Origin of the sequence: Chroococcidiopsis sp. CCNUC1, assembly GCF_023546805.1 — a bacterium.
Lineage (GTDB): Bacteria > Cyanobacteriota > Cyanobacteriia > Cyanobacteriales > Chroococcidiopsidaceae > Chroococcidiopsis > Chroococcidiopsis thermalis.
The window spans coordinates 131,205-148,040 of the sequence record NZ_CP097482.1; the positions used below are offsets into that span (position 1 = coordinate 131,205).

At 47.2% G+C, this 16,836-nt stretch carries 24 protein-coding genes and 1 pseudogene; 15 read left to right on the forward strand and 10 right to left on the reverse strand.

Annotation, left to right across the window (positions count from 1 at the left end; genetic code table 11):
• Positions 1 to 21: 21 nt before the first annotated feature.
• From M5J74_RS31535 to M5J74_RS31545, 3 genes are all read right to left on the reverse strand, one after another.
• On the reverse strand, positions 22 to 249 hold the full coding sequence (locus M5J74_RS31535; RefSeq protein ID WP_250017982.1) for a transposase family protein: 228 nt from the start codon (positions 247 to 249) through the stop codon (positions 22 to 24).
• Between the two features lie 350 nt (positions 250 to 599).
• Entirely contained in the window at positions 600 to 986 is a 387-nt protein-coding gene (locus tag M5J74_RS31540) for a hypothetical protein (protein ID WP_250017983.1), read from the reverse strand.
• A 376-nt stretch (positions 987 to 1,362) separates the two neighbouring features.
• Positions 1,363 to 1,866, reverse strand: a complete 504-nt coding sequence (locus M5J74_RS31545; RefSeq protein WP_250017984.1) for a Crp/Fnr family transcriptional regulator — start codon at positions 1,864 to 1,866, stop codon at positions 1,363 to 1,365.
• A gap of 279 nt (positions 1,867 to 2,145) precedes the next feature.
• Here M5J74_RS31545 and M5J74_RS31550 point away from each other — a divergent pair, with 279 nt between their 5' ends.
• From M5J74_RS31550 to istB, 5 genes are all read left to right on the forward strand, one after another.
• Positions 2,146 to 2,667, forward strand: a complete 522-nt coding sequence (locus M5J74_RS31550) for a transposase (protein ID WP_371934133.1) — start codon at positions 2,146 to 2,148, stop codon at positions 2,665 to 2,667.
• A complete protein-coding gene (locus tag M5J74_RS33800; protein ID WP_371934134.1) occupies positions 2,624 to 2,731 on the forward strand; it encodes a hypothetical protein in 108 nt (35 codons plus the stop codon). The genes M5J74_RS31550 and M5J74_RS33800 overlap by 44 nt, the downstream gene beginning before the upstream one ends.
• Positions 2,732 to 2,866: 135 nt before the next feature.
• Positions 2,867 to 3,976 (forward strand): IS21 family transposase, encoded by a 1,110-nt coding sequence (gene istA, locus M5J74_RS31555; protein ID WP_250017985.1) that lies wholly within the window; start codon positions 2,867 to 2,869, stop codon positions 3,974 to 3,976.
• A 276-nt stretch (positions 3,977 to 4,252) separates the two neighbouring features.
• Positions 4,253 to 4,417: a hypothetical protein gene (locus M5J74_RS31560; protein WP_250017987.1), complete on the forward strand. Its 165-nt coding sequence runs from the start codon at positions 4,253 to 4,255 to the stop codon at positions 4,415 to 4,417.
• Between the two features lie 42 nt (positions 4,418 to 4,459).
• Entirely contained in the window at positions 4,460 to 5,209 is a 750-nt protein-coding gene (gene istB / locus M5J74_RS31565; RefSeq protein WP_250017989.1) for an IS21-like element helper ATPase IstB, read from the forward strand.
• A 351-nt stretch (positions 5,210 to 5,560) separates the two neighbouring features.
• On the opposite strand, the pseudogene M5J74_RS31570 reads toward istB, so the two are convergent.
• Together M5J74_RS31570 and M5J74_RS31575 are read right to left on the reverse strand one after the other, a co-directional pair.
• A pseudogene (locus tag M5J74_RS31570) lies at positions 5,561 to 5,851 on the reverse strand (alcohol dehydrogenase); the annotation flags it as partial.
• A gap of 424 nt (positions 5,852 to 6,275) precedes the next feature.
• On the reverse strand, positions 6,276 to 7,232 hold the full coding sequence (locus M5J74_RS31575) for a hypothetical protein (protein WP_250017990.1): 957 nt from the start codon (positions 7,230 to 7,232) through the stop codon (positions 6,276 to 6,278).
• A gap of 339 nt (positions 7,233 to 7,571) precedes the next feature.
• Here M5J74_RS31575 and M5J74_RS31580 point away from each other — a divergent pair, with 339 nt between their 5' ends.
• From M5J74_RS31580 to M5J74_RS31600, 5 genes are all read left to right on the forward strand, one after another.
• Complete coding sequence (locus M5J74_RS31580; protein WP_250017991.1) at positions 7,572 to 8,369, forward strand: ParA family protein; 798 nt, start codon at positions 7,572 to 7,574, stop codon at positions 8,367 to 8,369.
• Positions 8,362 to 9,363, forward strand: a complete 1,002-nt coding sequence (locus M5J74_RS31585) for a ParB N-terminal domain-containing protein (protein WP_250017993.1) — start codon at positions 8,362 to 8,364, stop codon at positions 9,361 to 9,363. The genes M5J74_RS31580 and M5J74_RS31585 overlap by 8 nt, the downstream gene beginning before the upstream one ends.
• Positions 9,364 to 9,455: 92 nt before the next feature.
• Entirely contained in the window at positions 9,456 to 9,707 is a 252-nt protein-coding gene (locus tag M5J74_RS31590) for a hypothetical protein (protein ID WP_106168121.1), read from the forward strand.
• A 111-nt stretch (positions 9,708 to 9,818) separates the two neighbouring features.
• The gene (locus M5J74_RS31595; RefSeq protein WP_250017995.1) at positions 9,819 to 10,118 is read left to right on the forward strand and encodes a hypothetical protein; all 300 of its coding nucleotides are present in this window, start codon (positions 9,819 to 9,821) and stop codon (positions 10,116 to 10,118) included.
• Between the two features lie 144 nt (positions 10,119 to 10,262).
• Entirely contained in the window at positions 10,263 to 10,424 is a 162-nt protein-coding gene (locus M5J74_RS31600) for a hypothetical protein (protein ID WP_158631951.1), read from the forward strand.
• On the opposite strand, the gene M5J74_RS31605 is transcribed toward M5J74_RS31600, so the two are convergent.
• The 5 genes from M5J74_RS31605 to M5J74_RS31625 all read right to left on the reverse strand — a co-directional run bounded on the left by M5J74_RS31605 (position 10,410) and on the right by M5J74_RS31625 (position 13,346).
• Positions 10,410 to 10,832 (reverse strand): type II toxin-antitoxin system VapC family toxin, encoded by a 423-nt coding sequence (locus M5J74_RS31605; RefSeq protein ID WP_250017672.1) that lies wholly within the window; start codon positions 10,830 to 10,832, stop codon positions 10,410 to 10,412. The two genes, M5J74_RS31600 and M5J74_RS31605, sit on opposite strands and share 15 nt — an antisense overlap.
• Positions 10,832 to 11,077, reverse strand: coding sequence for an Arc family DNA-binding protein (locus M5J74_RS31610; RefSeq protein WP_250017673.1), 246 nt, complete (start codon positions 11,075 to 11,077; stop codon positions 10,832 to 10,834). The genes M5J74_RS31605 and M5J74_RS31610 overlap by 1 nt, the downstream gene beginning before the upstream one ends.
• A 214-nt stretch (positions 11,078 to 11,291) precedes the next feature.
• A complete protein-coding gene (locus M5J74_RS31615) occupies positions 11,292 to 12,035 on the reverse strand; it encodes a hypothetical protein (protein ID WP_250017674.1) in 744 nt (247 codons plus the stop codon).
• A gap of 4 nt (positions 12,036 to 12,039) precedes the next feature.
• Complete coding sequence (locus tag M5J74_RS31620; RefSeq protein ID WP_250017675.1) at positions 12,040 to 12,597, reverse strand: hypothetical protein; 558 nt, start codon at positions 12,595 to 12,597, stop codon at positions 12,040 to 12,042.
• Positions 12,561 to 13,346: a DUF4058 family protein gene (locus tag M5J74_RS31625; RefSeq protein ID WP_250017676.1), complete on the reverse strand. Its 786-nt coding sequence runs from the start codon at positions 13,344 to 13,346 to the stop codon at positions 12,561 to 12,563. The genes M5J74_RS31620 and M5J74_RS31625 overlap by 37 nt, the downstream gene beginning before the upstream one ends.
• Before the next feature lie 192 nt (positions 13,347 to 13,538).
• On the opposite strand from M5J74_RS31625, the gene M5J74_RS31630 reads away from it, so the two are divergent.
• The 5 genes from M5J74_RS31630 to M5J74_RS31650 all read left to right on the forward strand — a co-directional run bounded on the left by M5J74_RS31630 (position 13,539) and on the right by M5J74_RS31650 (position 16,644).
• A complete protein-coding gene (locus M5J74_RS31630) occupies positions 13,539 to 14,312 on the forward strand; it encodes a Uma2 family endonuclease (RefSeq protein WP_250017677.1) in 774 nt (257 codons plus the stop codon).
• 100 nt (positions 14,313 to 14,412) lie between these two features.
• On the forward strand, positions 14,413 to 14,772 hold the full coding sequence (locus tag M5J74_RS31635) for an antitoxin Xre/MbcA/ParS toxin-binding domain-containing protein (protein WP_250017678.1): 360 nt from the start codon (positions 14,413 to 14,415) through the stop codon (positions 14,770 to 14,772).
• Between the two features lie 38 nt (positions 14,773 to 14,810).
• Positions 14,811 to 15,293 carry an RES family NAD+ phosphorylase gene (locus tag M5J74_RS31640; protein WP_250017679.1) on the forward strand — a complete coding sequence of 161 codons (483 nt, stop codon included), beginning with the start codon at positions 14,811 to 14,813 and terminating at the stop codon, positions 15,291 to 15,293.
• Positions 15,294 to 15,302: 9 nt separating this feature from the next.
• Entirely contained in the window at positions 15,303 to 15,584 is a 282-nt protein-coding gene (locus M5J74_RS31645; RefSeq protein WP_250017680.1) for a hypothetical protein, read from the forward strand.
• Positions 15,559 to 16,644 (forward strand): tyrosine-type recombinase/integrase, encoded by a 1,086-nt coding sequence (locus M5J74_RS31650; RefSeq protein ID WP_371934120.1) that lies wholly within the window; start codon positions 15,559 to 15,561, stop codon positions 16,642 to 16,644. Before M5J74_RS31645 ends, M5J74_RS31650 begins: the two co-directional genes overlap by 26 nt.
• Positions 16,645 to 16,836: the final 192 nt, after the last annotated feature.

Below are 16,836 nucleotides of genomic sequence, written 5' to 3' on the forward strand. Positions count from 1 at the left end.
CTTCGCCAACAGTATCCATTGCTACTCGCACCCGAGATTAAAGTATATTCCTAAAACTTCAAATGTTGGCATTTGTCTTAAGTAAAATAGACTCAAGCATACTTCTTTTGGAATTGTTAGTTTCGGTTTACGTCCCCCACCTCTGGCGTTGAGTCGAACTTTCTGACGTTCTGTTTCAGCTTGTCTCTCTTTATGGCTCAATTCAACTTGTTTGACTAAGAAGAAGAATTGTTCATAGCTAATTCTCAATATTTGCTTGCTACGGTGTGGATATTTGTGAATATAATGAAGTGGATTTTTCATCATGGTAGACCAACGGTAGACACTCAATTTACCGTTCTACCATTTTTTTTATCCAGATTTATATTTCGGACAGGTCTATTATTTAAGCTTTTACTTTATTTAACTTGATATATTTCTGGTTAACAATTTTTCCTATTCTCAATTATCTTGAGGCTTTTCTAAACTCTCATGAAAGTGCTTATAGCATCACAAGTTCAATTATTATTTTCCGAGTTCACCCTGATTTTTACTTTTTCTCTAACTAATAATGACAAGCCAGAGTTACTATGATTTGGATAGAGGAAGTGGTGGCGATGCTAGAGATGCTTGCCGACTAACTCGATTCTTTTCTGCATCATCTGGGCGAAAATGTCAAGTGCCTGACTAAACGCATCTCTTGCTTCCAATTGTGACTGTGTGATCGGCGTTATCAATTCTGTATAATAATCCTCCAGCTTTACCGCTACTTGGGTACAGTTTTGCGCTTCTTCTGCCAGTTCTATTGCTACTTGGATATAAATATCTGCTTCTTCTACTTCCTGCCGAACGACTTTACTACATTGCTCAATCAGCCGACCGTATTTCACTGCTATATGGTCGCCATGTTCTTGTATTGCCTTACCTAATTGCTCGATTTTGAGTCCGTATTTTTGTAACTCTAGCGTGTGTTGCTCTAAGCCGATAAATACTGCAAATTCAGGCATTGATACATTAGGTAAAGATTTATTTTTTTAGCCAAGAATATCTGGCCCGGTAATAGTTAGTTTGTATCAAAACTAACAAAGTTGTGAAGTTGTATAGCCCAATTTCAACGTGATAAGTACCCGGACGCTAATAATTACACGGCAGGCTTATATAGATTACGCGACCAAATCTTACTATACTTCGACTTGACCTGAAGCCTGCCGTGTAATTATTTCTGTCTTCCTACTTAATGCGGTATAGCCTTGGCTGCGAGACAGAAAAGTCATTCCTCTTCTGTCACTTCTCGGAAGTAAATTAGGAGTGTAGTCTTTTTTAGTGCCGCGTGACAACAAGCCGTCGCTGCTGCCGTTGGATTTTGCCCTCTGCTTCTAACTGCTAGAGGAGCGTGGTCACCGTGAGGCGATTCGTCCCCAGCGTCTGAGCTAACTGTTGATGGGTCAGTGGCAGGTCAAGCCAGTGTCCGTTGCCTACCTCGCGACCGAATTTTTGACTCAACCAGACGAGCAGCTGCCACAAGCTTTGAAACAGGGGATTGATGTGAACGATACTCAGTAGTTCTTCGGTTTGCTGCTGGTTTTGAATGATGGCATCTGTTAGCTGCGACCACTGATTGCGAAGGCAGCTACTGATTTCTACATCCGTGAGGCAGTGGAGTTCGTATGGTTGCACTCGGGACAATGGATGTCCGACAACATCTCCCACTCCCCAATAGCCCAAGCAAACTAGCTCGCCTTCAGCAGTCCAAGTCATACTACAGACGACACCTGATTCGATCCGCCATAAAACTTCGCTGTGTTCTGGTAACCGCGCGCGATGGACAAATTGTTGTTTGAGCGCTGGCTGTGCCACTCCAGCACGCCGCCCGTGCTGTATTATCACAACTTCGGGCTCATCCCAGCTTTTGGTGATCTTATGGCAGGATCGAGATATCTACCTTCAAGAAATTAATCAGGTTTGGAATTCCTTCAGCATCTTCTACCCGATCCAACACACCTTCAACTCGATACTTGGGAGCTCGAGCGTGCAACTGGACACCTCAGCTTAACAGTTTCCTCAACACAAATCAGTGTTCCATGCCCAGTGTGCCAGGGATTGACTTCACGAGTGCATAGTCGTTACGAACGCACACTGCAAGACTTACCCTGTGTCAACTACAGTATGTCTTTGCTGCTCCTGGTGCGCAAGTTCTTCTGCGTCAATATAGGCTGTAGCCGCCGTATCTTCACGGAGCGACTGCCTACCGTAACTGCTCCCTGGGCACGCCGAACCTATCGATTAGCCCAACGATTAATCGCTACTGGCTTAGCACTCGGAGGTGCTGCTGGAGCGCGATTGAGCTACCAATGGAGCAGTGGTGTCAGCGACAGCACTCTTTTGTCCCTCCTGTCTAAACAAGCATTACCGCCGATAGCACCCGTTAAGACTGTGGGGGTGGATGATTTTGCATTTCGCAAAGGGCAAAATTACGGCACGATTCTGGTAGATCTAGATCGGCATCGTCCCATTGCGCTGCTCGAAGACCGAGAGGCAAACACCTTAGCCGAATGGCTCCAGCAGCATCCAGGTGTACAAGTGCGGTTCAAGCGATCGTTCCAAGTCATACAAACAGGGCATGACACAAGGGGCACCCGATGCGATTCAAGTCGCCGACCGATTCCATCTGCTGCAAAATTTAGCTGAGGTATTGGAGCGTTTTTTTGCCACACGCAGCCAGGTGCAAAATTTCACAAACTTCGGCAGGTAATTCTCACCCAACTTCGGCACCCTATTCCCACCAAGTTCGGCAGGTGATTCTCAGCTAACTTCGGCAGGTAATTCTCACCCAACTTCGGCACCCGCTTCTACACTGCGGTCAGTTTTGACCCAGAGGACTCAGTGGATGACGAAACGGAAACGACAAGGAGGATTACTGTCGATGGAGAAGTTTCGAGAAATTTTACGACTGCACGAGTTGGGTTACAGCCAGTGTGCTATTGCTCAAAGCTGCGCGGTGGCGCGTTCGACGGTGCAGGACTATATTCGTCGAGCCAGCGCCAAAGGGTTGAGCTATGAGCAATTAAACAAACTCAGTGACAGCGAAGCTCAGGAACAATTGGGCAAGGGGAAACGGAAAGTGACCCAATCAGCAGAGCCAATTGACTTTGCTCGGGTAGATTTGGAACTTCAGCGCAAAGGCGTGACGTTGGCGCTCTTATGGCAAGAGGGCTTAGATAAGCAACAGTGGCAGTGCAGCTACGGCACCTTCTGTCGGCGCTACAACCAGTGGCGAGGACAAAAGCAGCTATCGATGCGCCAGGTGTATAGGGGTGGAGAAAAACTGTTTGTGGACTACTGCGGGTTGACGATTCCGGTCGTGCATCCGAAAACCGGGGAAGTGAACTCGGCACAAATCTTCGTCGCCTGTCTGGGTGCAAGCAACTACACCTACGCAGAAGCTACCCCTAGCCAAGAGTTATCCCATTGGATTGGCGCACACCAACGGGCATTGGCGTTTTTAGGTGGCGTACCGGAGTGCATTGTGCCGGACAATCTCAAGTCTGGGGTTACAGACCCGTGTCGCTATGAGCCGGGAGTCAATCGCAGCTACCAGGAGTTTGCCGAGCATTACGGTTTGGCAATTATTCCCGCTCGACCCAGCAAACCACGCGACAAAGCCAAAGTGGAAAAGGCAGTGCAGGAAGTCGAGCGGCAGATCCTCGCTCCGGTGCGGCATGAACAATTTACCAGCTTTACCGACCTTAATGCTACCATTGCCATCCGACTCAAACGCCTGAATGAGCGGGTGATGCACGGCTATGGATTGTCCCGTCAAGCCTTGTTTGAGCAGGTGGACAAACCTGCCTTGAAGCCCTTACCCACTCAGCAGTTTGTCTTTGCCCGGTGGAAGACCGCTAAGGTGAACCTCGATTATCACATCGAAGTCGAACGGCACTACTATTCAGTGCCCTACTGGTTTGTGCAGCATGAGGTTCGAGTCAAAGTTCAGTGAACAACTGATTGAAGTATTCCACGATGGCAAGCGTCTTGCCTGTCATGAACGGTCGCGCGTGTCTTATCGTCACACCACCCTGCCCGACCACATGCCCCAGAGCACTGGGCGTACAAGCGACAGTCAAAGGAGCGATTCCTGGCATGGGCACAGCAGATTGGACCGCACACCCAGGCACAGGTACAAGCCATTTTTGACCGGAAAGATCATGAAGAACAAGCCTTCCGCTCTATCCGAGGACTGCAACGACTGGGACAACAATCCGGCAGTGACCGATTGGAAGCGGCTTGTCAGAGGGCAAATGTCTTCGGCATGGTCGGTCTACGGCGAGTGCGCTCGATTCTCGACACTCACCTCGACTGCGAACCTGTTCCTACGCAACCTGACCCCGCACCCGTTGTGGAACATGCCAATCTCCGAGGACCGCTCTACTATCACTAACGCAAATTACAACACTATCACCAATGCAATTGGAAGCAGACTATGAACCCCTCTACTGTTGACCAACTCAAAGCTCTACGCCTCATCGGTATGCTGGAAGCCTGGAGTGAGCAACAGGTAAGTCCCACCTATCACGACCTCACCTTTGAGGAACGCTTCGCACTGTTGGTGGAGCGCGAACAACTCCGACGCGCCCAGCAACGACTGCAACGACGACTCAAACAAGCTCATCTGGGCACCACCGCTAGTCTTGCAGACATTGATTTCACCGTGCCTCGCGGATTGTCCAAGTCAAAGTTCCTGGAACTCGCGCAGGGACAATGGCTCACCGAGCACCTGAATTTGATCCTAGTTGGTCCAACTGGGGTGGGCAAAACCTTTTTGGCATCGGTGCTCGCAGACCAGTGCTGTCAACGCGGTCACACGGTTCGCTATTTCCAATGTGCCGACTTGATCCTGGAGTTGAAACTGGCAAAAGCCGATGGGTCTTTTCAGAAATGGCAACGACAATTAGCGTCCTTTTCGCTACTGATTCTGGATGACTGGCTGCGCGACCCATTGTCGCCAGAGCAGGCACGCGATCTGTTGGACTTGCTCGACGGGCGCTATCGCAATGCCTCTTGTATTTTTACCACTCAACTGCCTGTGAATCAGTGGCATCAGCAGATTCAAGATCCCACTCTTGCCGATGCCATCCTTGACCGGATTGTGCATGACTCGCTGAGGTTAGTGCTTAAAGGGGAGTCAATGCGGAAACTGACTAGTAAAGTTTCGCCCCAACTCGACTCGTAGAGTCAGCCTGAACGGAAACCGCTTTGTCAATTGAGACTCTGTGACCCTTGGTTGATCATTCACGAACATAATTGTAATTTGATTGGCAATCATGTTCGGATGCCATCTCACTTGTGATGAGCGCTGACAATCCAATTCACGAGTCTTTTCTACAAATTGTTTGTGATTCTATTCATGATCCGATACGCTGTATTTAGACCTGCCGAAGTAGATGAGAATCCGGTGCCGAAGTTGAGTGGGATTTAGGTGCCGAAGTTGTTAAGAATCGGGTGCCGAAGTTGTGAAAATACGCAATTTTGGCTCCTCGCTACTGGAAGCGTAATAAATTATTGCAACCTATAAAAATAATAGCTAAAATCTGACAACCACTTTGCCACAATTTTGTCCATCGAGTAGGTATTTAACGGCAGTAGGAATGGATTCTATACCGTTAAACTGAGTTGGAGCGACAGTAACTTTAAGTTTGCCAAAGTAGAAAAGATTTAATAGGCGAGCGCGTGCTTCAGCAGCATATTTTTGATAGAGAGGCATGAGAAAACCGCGTACAGAAGCAGCTTTCCAAAATAGTTTGTGATAAACACGAGGTTGGGCGATCTCTTCTAAGTTTTTGCCATATTCGGTCATGAAACCAACTATAACTAAGAGCTGATTCGTAAAGAAAATCTGCACTACAGTTGTAGATAGAGTTTAAGGAGCTTGGGCTTGCTTATGGTAGTGATACACTATAGTTGTAGATAGAATGAGGGAGAAGATTAAGCGCATAGGACAAAGGGCTTTCTCCAGAAGTCCACGCACCATTACAGAAACTGGGCTTTCTTGAATAAAGCGCTCAAATACTTGACCTAGTAGCATTCTTTCATTTCATTTTGAGATTTCTTTATCTTTCAACCAAACAGCAAATCTGTACAAAACACAACACCTTGAAAGGGCTAGTCCTAGAAGCGATCTCGTTTGCAGAAGCTAAGATTTAAAGTTAAAAGAAATAGCAAATAAAGACTTTCAAGATTTATTAAATTGGCTTTAGAAATTTTGGGAGGACGAAAGCGCGATCTCTTCTCCTATGTCATTACTGTCGCCGTAACGAGGCTTTGTCTTTTTTAGAAGCTTTGAGAAACGGGGGTGCAGTTTCTTGCACGGGAGTTAACTGTTCTACAAAACCGAAGACATTGCGTTCGGGTAGAAATTTGACTTTGAGCGTGACAAATGTTGGATGTCCTTGGTCTCCTTCGGCTTTTGGATTGAACCTAAATGGCTTACATGGTGCATCTTTCCACAATAGCGGCAGATGGCTGGCTTTGAGGAACTTCACCTTTTTAGCAGGTTCAGCTTGTTTGATGTAATCCAATCGTTCGGAAGAAAAGTTGCGAAAAATAGAGATGCAGGGGATACGACAGACGGGAATAAACTGCCACAGTCCCGCTAGCTTAAACTCAAAGTCCAGCAGCTCTCTTGAGACTTCCTGTTTTGTCTGCTGCCCTTTATCAAATCCAACGAGTTGAAACGCAATTTCATGCGCTCGCTGTTTGTTAGGGAAATGGATGACTCTGGGGTAAACAATTAATCGTTGGCGAGAATTGCCAGTGGCAGCGACCTCCGCTTTGAGCGCTTCAAACGCTTTCCGCTTTTGGGATATGTAAAAAAGTGGGTAGGTCGAGCCATTGATGATCGCGCTGTGTTTATGAGTTTCCCAATCCAAATGCACCGCTCCTGTGACGATGCCAACAGCTTGAAACATTGCTGTTGACTGTGGCTCTAAATCTACCTCACTGGAGTTTGGATGTTGTACGCGATCGGATTCGACGGCATTTTGGCTTTGGCTTGGTTCGTCGAGCGTAGCAACACTTGACTGCCGATCTAGCTTAGGATGCCACTCACCTCCAACGTACTCAAATTGCGCGAAAATCTGTTGATGAGCCGAAGCGTATTTCGCCAAAACCGGCTGTTTCCCCTCTAGCCATTTCTCAAGGATTTGGGGGTCGATTCTAAATGCGGCAGCAATTGCTTCTGTAGATGCCATAACCATGAATTGATGGAGTGCCAATCTCAAACAAGACAATTGCCGCTTATGGTAGCACGGCAACTTGAAATACGATCGACTGCGATGAGTGTCATAACTAGCAGATCGATTGCCGCCGGTACAGTAGGCAGTGTCGTCCTACATCCAACTGCCATCATCTAATGACAACGCTGTCATTAAACAAAAAATCTTATTAAGTTTTTTATTAGATCGATCTGGACAAGTTGCTAACCAGAACTCTAGCACCTAAGATGAAAGCCAATAATCGAGCGCCAAAGTCAAACAATGTAGTTAAACACTGAGGATCGGCTAATTACACAAACCTCTAGGAGAAATTTCAAAAGCATGACCAAAATTGTCGCAATCGCCAACCAGAAAGGGGGGGTTGCCAAAACCACAACCACCATCGCCAAGGCATCGTTGATTGGCACTCAAAAAACTTGCCTTGTCGTCGATCTTGATTCTCAAGCCAACCTGACGGACGGGTTAGGAGTGCGAGAAATCAACGACGAGCAACTGACTGCTTCCAATCTCTTTAATCCTCGACAAGACCCAAACTCGATTGTTGTCTCAACACGATGGGGGATCGATTTAATTCCATCGGATATTGGGTTAGCACAAAAGGAAGCCGAATTAATTGCCGAACCGGACTCTCATTTTATTTTAAAAGATCAACTCGGCAAGCTGAGTCAGTACGACTACGTGTTGCTCGATTGTCCTCCATCATTAGGACGACTAACGTACTCTGCTCTGACAGCAGCCGAGTTGATTCTAATTCCAGTTCAATGCCAGTATTTTTCAGCAAAAGGGTATAAACAGCTACTAAATACTATTCAAGCAGTTCAAATGCGTTCTAATCCCTCTCTAGAAATTTTGGGCGTACTTCCTACCATGTCCGATACAACTAATATTAGCAAGGGAGCTTTGATTTCACTGTCAAAGGTGGAAGGAGTTACAGTATTCGCTCCCGTTCCAAAATCGGTGAAGTTTACCGAGTCTCAATTAGCTGGAATTCCAATTGACCGCTACATTCGGGAAAATCACAGTATCAAGGAGAGCGAGGAATTGATCGAGAGACTAATTCTTCCTTATCAAGCTGTGGTAGAGCGATTGTTAGCTTTGGAGATGATAATCTATGCCTAAAAACAAGTTAGATATGACTAACATGTTAGGAGATCCTAAGACTCTAAAGGTAGTTTCAGCATTAGAGGGAGGGCTAAATGCTAAACAAGATCTAAATCAGGTACTGACGGAAGTTGGTGTCACAACTCGACAGCTTGCTCCCGAAGATCTAATTCCGAGAAAAAAGAACCGTCCCTTAGACGAGGAAAAAGTTGAGTCTATGATGCGGAGCATTAGAGAGATTGGGGTGTTAGAAGATCTAATTGCTAGACCGCATCCGGAAATTTTTGGTAAATATGAATTATTGGGTGGCAATCATCGGCGAGAATCATGCTTGCGTTTGAGGATATTAGCTCCAACCAAAATCGTTCATGTAGACGATCTTCTTGCTGCTAAAATTGCTGGAGCTACAAATGCTCTGCGCAATCAACTAAATGCTTTAGAAGAAGCAGATATGGTAATTGAGGTTTTGTCCTTAGAGCTGAAGATAGCAGAGCCAGATGTAGAGGCTTTATTCTGGCAACACAGTAACAAAACAATCGACCCTAATAGTTTTCAATGGAGGACTATTGAAGCGATCGTACCAACTGTAACGGCTGTTGCGATTAGCTCTTTTACTCGGCATTATCTACCGCTGCGAAAGTTACCACAAGACCTTTTAGATTCAGTCCGCTCTGGAAAACTGCACTATACCAAAGCTGAAAAGCTAATTCCACTCAAACATCCGAGATTTGAGTCAGAGCGCAGACTGCTCCTTCAAGAAGCTATTGTACGCAACCTATCTACTACTGAGCTGCTCGAACGTGTGAACCAGCTATTGATTCAAAGTCCATCTATCAAGCAGCAGAAGCCAGAACCACTTCGCAAAATGTTGACCCGAAGGGTGAAGTCAGTTCAACAACAAATCAATCAAATCAAAAACTGGGATAGCGTTAGTCAAAAGGAAGTAGAAAAACTTTTAAATAAACTAGAGTCGAAAATCCAAGAACTCTCAAAAAGACAATCAAATAGTTAACTTAAAAATAATTAATTGTTAGCTTGATTGTAGATGAGTTAGCGTTCAATCAAAATTCGCAAAGTCAATACTGTCAGTAAAATTTTTTCTTCATGCCATCTAAGCGTATCCACGTCAAAGAGTATACAGTCCGCGCCCACGAGCGTACGATTCACACCCGACTGTTCAAATTCATTTGTCAGCAGTGCAGCCAACCTACAGAACGAGAAACTTATGGTTCAAGACCGTTGTATTGTGAGACTTGCCGTCCTCCAGGAACGCGGGCTAGCGAAGATCCAAAGTCCAAAAAAAAGAAACCCAGACCCGTGTTGGTCAAAAGGGAGAAAAGTAAAACAACGGCATAGCATGTGAAAACAACGGTTGACTAGCAAGTGCGGCAATTTTGTTGCTAGTGCGTGCAACCTCAAAGCACGCTTGCGCCTTGTCTGAGAGCCGATTTTTGTGGAAGAGAATGTATGGATAAATGCCGAAAACTGCTCAAACGCCAACATTTGCAAAAGAGGGAAAAAAGCGCTGAGGCACAAAAGTTGGAAGCATCTTCTGAGACATTGCCTAGCCCAGCGAGTGAATCTCCAGCAGAAGCAGTTTGGCAGGCATTCAGAGAGAGAGCAGAAGTGCCAAGCCTGCCAGAGGGTTGGGAAGCAATAGATGTCCAGCCGTTCAACTCAACATCGCTCTTACAGTGGCAGCAAGAGCTGAGGGAGATTGAGTGGGAGATTGAGAACGAAGTTTGGGAGTCTTGTCCCTATGACTAAAGCGGAAGTAGTTCGACTCTTGAGGAAGTCTTAGGACAATCGTGCAAGAAAATTTAAGTTGGAGTCGGTTTCTGCTCCAAGCAGATTTCATCTAGAGCACTCTCCAAAACCGCCCTGAATTTCCTGACTATACACACTGCTGATATGGGGAAGAAATATTCAACAGCCAAACTTCAACCAACGGCATTCCCAAACCTTGTTGTAGTGCCAGCAGAGAAATCACCTCGCCATCGTGCTGCAACAGAAGCGGCGATCGCGTCGCGATTACCCAGCCGCGCAGCTAGAGCGGCACTAGTAAGTACCTAGATACTGGACGAATTCCAGTTGCGAACTCACGGTATTGTACAACCGCAAGTCGGCGGTCACGAGTTTGGCTGGCATGAAAGCTGCTAGTGCCAAATACAGCGCATCATAGACAGTGCGGTCAAAACGACTGGCTAAGCTGTAGGCTTGACGTAGAACGGTTTGTGATTCCACTGTGGGAATCGAGAGCAGTAGTAGATCCTCAATCGTGCCGCTCGCTTCTATTAGAGTAATTAGACTCAAACGCTGTTTTTTCCAAGTAATACTACTAACTTCAGTCAAAATCAAATCTGGTGCTACCAAGTCCACTGTGCCCGCCATCCAGTCGGACTGTAAGGCAAGCGCCTGTTGCTGTAACTCTTCGGGAAAGAACCATTTTGCCACGACGTTACTATCGACGACTAGTAGCATTAACGACTCCGATCTTCGGCAATTAGTTCGGCTGAATCGGGCGTGAGTCCGACACGCGTTGCGATCGCTTCTCGTCGCTGCTCGATCCGTTGCCAAACTTCAGCACTAGGGCGCTGTTGAAGTTTTAAGGAGCGCTCCAACAATACCAAAATCTGCTGGTTAACCGAACGCCGTTCAAGTTCAGCCATTTGCTTGAGCTGCTGATACAGCTCGTCAGGTACGTCCCGCAGACTAATATTTACCATGCGATCGCCTCGGTTTTGATAGCAAAATTATAGCATAATCATAGCGCAATGCTATGATTATGAGTTGAATGGCTAACTGCTGTCGAAATCGATCTGAGATCTTAAACCATTTCAAACTGTAATTTGTTTGCGATTTATACAAGAATTGGTGTATTTAGTCATAGTTTCAATCTTTGATAGCTCGTGCCGATCGCATCAAACTATTCCCGAACTATCAGGCAGCAATATCAGGCAAAGAAACCCAGATTCCAGTTGGTTCGTAAAAGTCTTCGCGCTGCTCCAAGTCAAAACCTCCCAACAGAATAGCTAACCAGGTTTTCACCAGTAGATCTCCTAAATCTTTCTCCGGTGTAGTTGGGTACTGTACCTGCTGTACTATTTCAATCAAAGGCAAGCACTTTTGGGACGTATTAGCGAAACAATCGGCGATCGCACGCTTCCAGAGCGAAAAATCTTCAGTATGGGCAAGCGCAACTATAAAATCTTTTTGCTCTGCATCAGATAGGGTTGAACGATCTTCTGCTTCTAGTTGTCCTACCATTGCCAATACTGCTGACTTATCTACTTGTCCGACTAGAGAGTTATTAGTAGCGATCGCAGTTGGGGGCTGTCGATTTTGGGGATACTGTACTGCTTGGGGTGGCTCAATTAAATCCGATAAATCTAAATGTAGCGACTGCACGAATAGATCGGCACATTCATCGACATCTACAACTGGTTCGGTCGGATTGTACTGGCTTTCCCATTCCCAAATCAGTGACTCTGCTCGTGCCGCGTAAACTGCTGCGATTCGCGCTAGCCCCTCAGCTCCGATCGCCAACTGTTGTGTCAGATCGCCATGCTCCATCACCCGATCTAAAGATAGCAGCAGCGATCGCACGTCCGCCGACTCAGGGGACTCGCTCGCAACATCCAATGCCTGCCACAAATCCAATTCGAGTTGTACGATTTTCACCACGTTTTTAGCTATTGGGATGCATTGGACAAGGGCGAATCGGGCAATTGGTTGGATGCAGTTCTACCGTAGAACGGAATCGCTCGATTTTGACTCTGCTATGACTAGAAAATCCCTCTAATATTCTCATCAATAACATTCTCACTTGTGCTTCTGCCAGTCCCAAACAATGCACTGGTTCGATTTTCGCCACTCGATGGTTTCCCATCCACAGTTCGGCTCCAATTGCGTGTAGGGGCGAGTCTTTTGTTTCTCGGTAGAAGTGAGCAATTGCTGCGGGAGCTGCGGGAGCGGGAATTTCTAGAATTGCTGTCTGCGTTGGCTGCGAAAGTTCTGGCGCGATCGATTGGCGGCGGTGTTGTTTGCGATTGTAATTTCGCACTCCGCGATGGCGATAGTAGGAGCGGCGATTGTGGCAGCGCTCGTCATCCCAACAGCGATCGCCTTCCACTCCGTGTTTGAGCTTGGCTTCGGTGACGCTCAACTTCGAGCATAACCTGCATTTTTCCTGGCTGGGGCGAGACATGACTACCCCCTCAATGGTGCGAGTAAGTTTTCTAGCCACAGGGCATCAGACTCGGATAAAGGTGGTGGCGGTGGCGTGACGCGATAGTCGATTGACAAATCGTAAGCTGCCTCATCGTAAATAGCATTCAATACAGCCGTCAGATCGAGGGGTACGTCAGGATCGGGCTGGCGCAGTGGCACGGGAATCACGGGCAACCGATCTTGCAACCCCAACGTCCAAACATCCACCATGCCCGATTGGGCGCGAGTCAGCTCAATTAAATATGGCACGCTTGGTAAACGCGGATGATTGAAAGGGCGACTGCCTCGGCGTAGCAAGTCTAATTCGATTAAGTTGACTCCTGCTTGGTAAAGGCGTTGGCGTTTTTGGCGGTATCCAGTTAATCCTGGTTCGCGCTTGTTGACGGGGGAGAGAATTTCGATGCAAGTTACCAAGACGTTGAGTGCGGTGTCGCGGATTTCTACAGTTGGCACGCGGACTTCAACTGGTTGCAGCACGGGCAGCGTTAATTGAGCGGGTGTCGTAGCGATCGCACCAGACTGGTTTGAGTGTAGCGCACCAGTTGAAGCGGCACGAACCTGAAGTACTTTCACGTCGGGGTAGAGAATCCCCACTTCGGTTTCTGGAGCGTTATCTTCCACCAAGTAAATTTCCAGCCTAGCCGTGTAACGGGGACGCAGTTGCGGTACTAGCACCTGGCGAATCTTGTTTGCCAGTGCCGAATGTACGTCCGACCACAAATATCCTTCAAGGTAAGGGTCCATCCCTGGAAAGGGAGAAGGCATAGAAATTAGCTAACAACAATATGAGTATTGTACAACTTCAAGTCTCCAGTTTATAGTACATTTGCTCTAATTCTAATTTAGTCGTAGTTTAGTCTTATAAAAGATAATTATGACTTATTTTATATAAAAGGGGTGATATACTGAATTGAAACCATAAGTTGACCAACGATGAGGCAGATCGCCTCTAAAGCCATGTCCAATGAAACCGCAATCGGGCAGGAAAAGTACGTACAAGACTGGTCAGCGCCAGACCCCCCTAGCGATTTGATTTTTGACGATGGAGAACCCTTGGAGACAAACCGCCACCGGATTGCGATGAACGTGTTAATCGATTCAGCGCTATCGGCGCTAGCCGAGCGGCCGGACTTTTTCGCGGGCGGTAATATGTTCGTCTACTACAGCCGCAATCAAGCGATGAATCGCGATTTTCGTGGACCGGACTTCTTCGTAGCTTTGGGTGTGGACGGCAATCGAACGCGCCAGGGCTGGGTGGTGTGGGAAGAAGACGGTCGCTATCCTGATGTTATTGTCGAATTACTTTCACCCAGTACGGTAAATGTGGATCGTGGGGTGAAAAAAGATTTGTACGAACGGGTGTTCCGTACTCCAGATTACTTCATATACGATCCTTTTGCTGCCGACTCGTTGGCGGGATGGCACTTGGAATTAGGGCGCGGCTACCAACCCCTGATTCCTAACGAGCGCGGTTGGTTGTGGTGCGAAACTTTAGAATTGTGGCTGGGAACTTGGAATGGTAGTATCCGCCGAGAGCCACCCACAGGAGCTTGTGACTGGTTGCGCTTCTACGATCGCGCCTTCAATTTAGTCCTGCTGCCAGAAGAAATAGCCGCACGAGAACAACAACAAGCCGCGTCAGAGCGTCAACGAGCAGAAACAGAGCGCCAGCGAGCAGAGCGACTAGCACAAAGGTTACGGGAATTAGGTGAAGATCCCGATCTAATCTAGATATTTCAGCTTTTTACTTGACTGACGCTGGTACGCACAATAAAAGTTGGTTTATATGTGCGTATAATGTAAATACGTTGCACGCTTTATGCATAAAACGATGCTATCTCCATTTTTAGCCGAAGTGATGGAGCCACACAAGGGCATAATCTCTCCTCACCTTCTCTCGCAGATGTTACATATTTCTTTAGCGCGACTATCCGAGCTGACACAACTTCATCGCAATACTTTGACTCGCCATCCAGAATCCCCAGAAGTACAGCAGCGCTTGGGAGAAATTGCGCGGATCGTCACTGTTGCCGCAGAACTAGTGGGCGATCGCACCAGAGCAATTGTTTGGTTTCGTCATCAACCCTTAAGTGGGTTTGACAATAAAACTGCTGAAGAACTAGTAGCGGCAGGACATGCAAAAGCAGTGCTAGAGCATTTGGCGATGCTGAGCGATGGAGTCTACGCTTGAATGTACCGACAATTGAGCTAAAACGCCGTTGTTGGAGAATGCTGGCACCCAAATGGGCATACCAGCCATTGAGCGGTGCAGGCGCAGCCCGTCATGGCGGACGTTTCAACGAACCTGGTCAAGAAGCACTGTACATTTCTGAGGATTACATCACGGCAATTTCAGAGTACGAGCAAGAATTGGGTATTCGTCCAGGGACTCTCTGCGCCTATGATGTCGATGTCAAAGGAATTGTCGATCTGACAGACCCCCAGGTACAGACAATCTGCTCTGTCAGCCCAGATATCCTTAAGTATCCCTGGAAAGAAATTTGGCTGATTTCAAAACAGCGTCCCCCAACTTGGGATTTAGCATCACGGCTGATTGCTGAAAATTATGCCGGAATTAGAGTTCCTTCTGTACGTCATCTGGATGGAATCAATATTGTTCTGTGGCGCTGGAACGATTGCGAAAACCGACGCATTCGCGCACTCGATCCCCGTCAGGACTTGCCAACCGACCAAAGCTCTTGGAATGCTTAAGGAGGCTATGTGACGATCCATACACCAAAAACTCAGCCTAAAATTCGCGCTTACCAACTGCAACAGCAAATCGAGTGGATGCAGCAACGTTACCATTTCACCGCGAAAATCGAGTCCAAAAAGCTATTGTTGATTGGGTGTCAAGTAGATCGATATATGTCAGGCGTACTTGCAAAATTAATGCTTGTTTGCTGGACGATGAACCACCGTTGTTTAACGATTGATATAGCGAGTCTGGTTATGCAGCCTTGGCGCTACTCATATCGTGAAGCTTCTATTTTTAGTTTTTGAAAGATTTGTACGTATGGATAATAGCGATCGCCTACCACCCATCAAAGTAATTTCGCTTAATTCTGGTAGCTTGAATGCTGCGCCTCCATCTCAACCGAGGCGGGGTAGACCTGCCAAAATTGGCACGGCACTAACCGATCTCCGCGTGACTAAAGTTAGAGAGTTTATCAACAGTAACAACTTAGCACCTAACTCGCGCAAGGTTTACGAACGAGAATTGAGGCGCTTTATCGCCTGGACCGATCTGCTGTGGGGTGAGATCAAACCGCGCCATATCGCCCAGTACAAAGCTTATTTAGTGGAGGAAGTGCAATCTCAATCGGGTAAATCGCTATCTAAAAGCAGTATCAATAGCGCGATCGCCACGCTCAAAAGTTTCTTCGGTTGGATGGTGCAGGCTTACCCTGACATCCTCGCCGTCAACCCAGCCGCTAGTGTGAAGCTAGAAAAAATTCCTTTACCCCCTGCCCAAAGCTTAACAGCCGAGCAAGTAGGGCGAATCTGGGCGGCAACCGAGTATTTGGGCGAAACGCAACAAAGGGATTTAGCTTTGCTCCACATTTTGAGTCACGGCTTGCGGGCAGGAGAAATTGTCAGCCTCAATGTGGGTGCGTTCGATGGCAAACTGATTTTTGTAGCCGATACGAAGACAAACGAACCGCGATTAGTGCCGTTGCGAAAACAGAGTCGCGACGCACTTAAGCAGTATTTATCTTGGCGCGAAGAACAAGGAGAGGAGATCGCTTGCGATCGCCCCTTGATTCTGTCTCATCACGCGACTCGCAAAGGAGAACGATTGAGCTATCATGGCATCTACTTTGCTATAGAAAAGATTGGTGAATTAGCAGAAATTCCCCAGCTACACCCACACTCGTTCCGTCACACCTATAGCACCGAGTTATTGCTGATGGGTGTCGATCCGACTCACGCGAGGAAATTGACCGGACATCAGAGCGAGAAAGCTTTTCGACGCTATACCCTGCGCGGCGAGCAATCAGCGGCGATCGCTGCTTACTACCGCGCAGCTGGAGAAGAAATGGAGCAACAAGATTTAGAATGAGAGCATTCACCTGCTTGGTAAAGCAGCAATCCCCATGATTAGAGTTGCAGTTGAGGCACGAGCAGCTCGTTCCAGTCGTTGTGTGTGACACTCATCACTAGCCTCGGTGCAACCGCAGCGATCACCTTCAAACAACAAGAATGAGAATATGTCGGGTCAATTTGTTCTCTGCTATCTCGAAGGCGCGATCGT

Coding starts and splice junctions, on each gene's coding strand:
- M5J74_RS31540 (WP_250017983.1), bottom strand. CDS start 986: ATGCCTGAATTTGCAGTATTTATCGGCTTAGAGCAACACACGCTAGAG.
- istA (WP_250017985.1), top strand. CDS start 2,867: ATGACGAAACGGAAACGACAAGGAGGATTACTGTCGATGGAGAAGTTT.
- M5J74_RS31550 (WP_371934133.1), top strand. CDS start 2,146: ATGTCTTTGCTGCTCCTGGTGCGCAAGTTCTTCTGCGTCAATATAGGC.
- M5J74_RS31600 (WP_158631951.1), top strand. CDS start 10,263: ATGGGGAAGAAATATTCAACAGCCAAACTTCAACCAACGGCATTCCCA.
- M5J74_RS31630 (WP_250017677.1), top strand. CDS start 13,539: ATGTCCAATGAAACCGCAATCGGGCAGGAAAAGTACGTACAAGACTGG.
- M5J74_RS31590 (WP_106168121.1), top strand. CDS start 9,456: ATGCCATCTAAGCGTATCCACGTCAAAGAGTATACAGTCCGCGCCCAC.
- M5J74_RS31580 (WP_250017991.1), top strand. CDS start 7,572: ATGACCAAAATTGTCGCAATCGCCAACCAGAAAGGGGGGGTTGCCAAA.
- M5J74_RS31610 (WP_250017673.1), bottom strand. CDS start 11,077: ATGGTAAATATTAGTCTGCGGGACGTACCTGACGAGCTGTATCAGCAG.
- M5J74_RS31625 (WP_250017676.1), bottom strand. CDS start 13,346: ATGCCTTCTCCCTTTCCAGGGATGGACCCTTACCTTGAAGGATATTTG.
- M5J74_RS31640 (WP_250017679.1), top strand. CDS start 14,811: ATGCTGGCACCCAAATGGGCATACCAGCCATTGAGCGGTGCAGGCGCA.
- M5J74_RS31585 (WP_250017993.1), top strand. CDS start 8,362: ATGCCTAAAAACAAGTTAGATATGACTAACATGTTAGGAGATCCTAAG.
- M5J74_RS31595 (WP_250017995.1), top strand. CDS start 9,819: ATGGATAAATGCCGAAAACTGCTCAAACGCCAACATTTGCAAAAGAGG.
- M5J74_RS31605 (WP_250017672.1), bottom strand. CDS start 10,832: ATGCTACTAGTCGTCGATAGTAACGTCGTGGCAAAATGGTTCTTTCCC.
- M5J74_RS31575 (WP_250017990.1), bottom strand. CDS start 7,232: ATGGTTATGGCATCTACAGAAGCAATTGCTGCCGCATTTAGAATCGAC.
- M5J74_RS31635 (WP_250017678.1), top strand. CDS start 14,413: ATGCTATCTCCATTTTTAGCCGAAGTGATGGAGCCACACAAGGGCATA.
- istB (WP_250017989.1), top strand. CDS start 4,460: ATGAACCCCTCTACTGTTGACCAACTCAAAGCTCTACGCCTCATCGGT.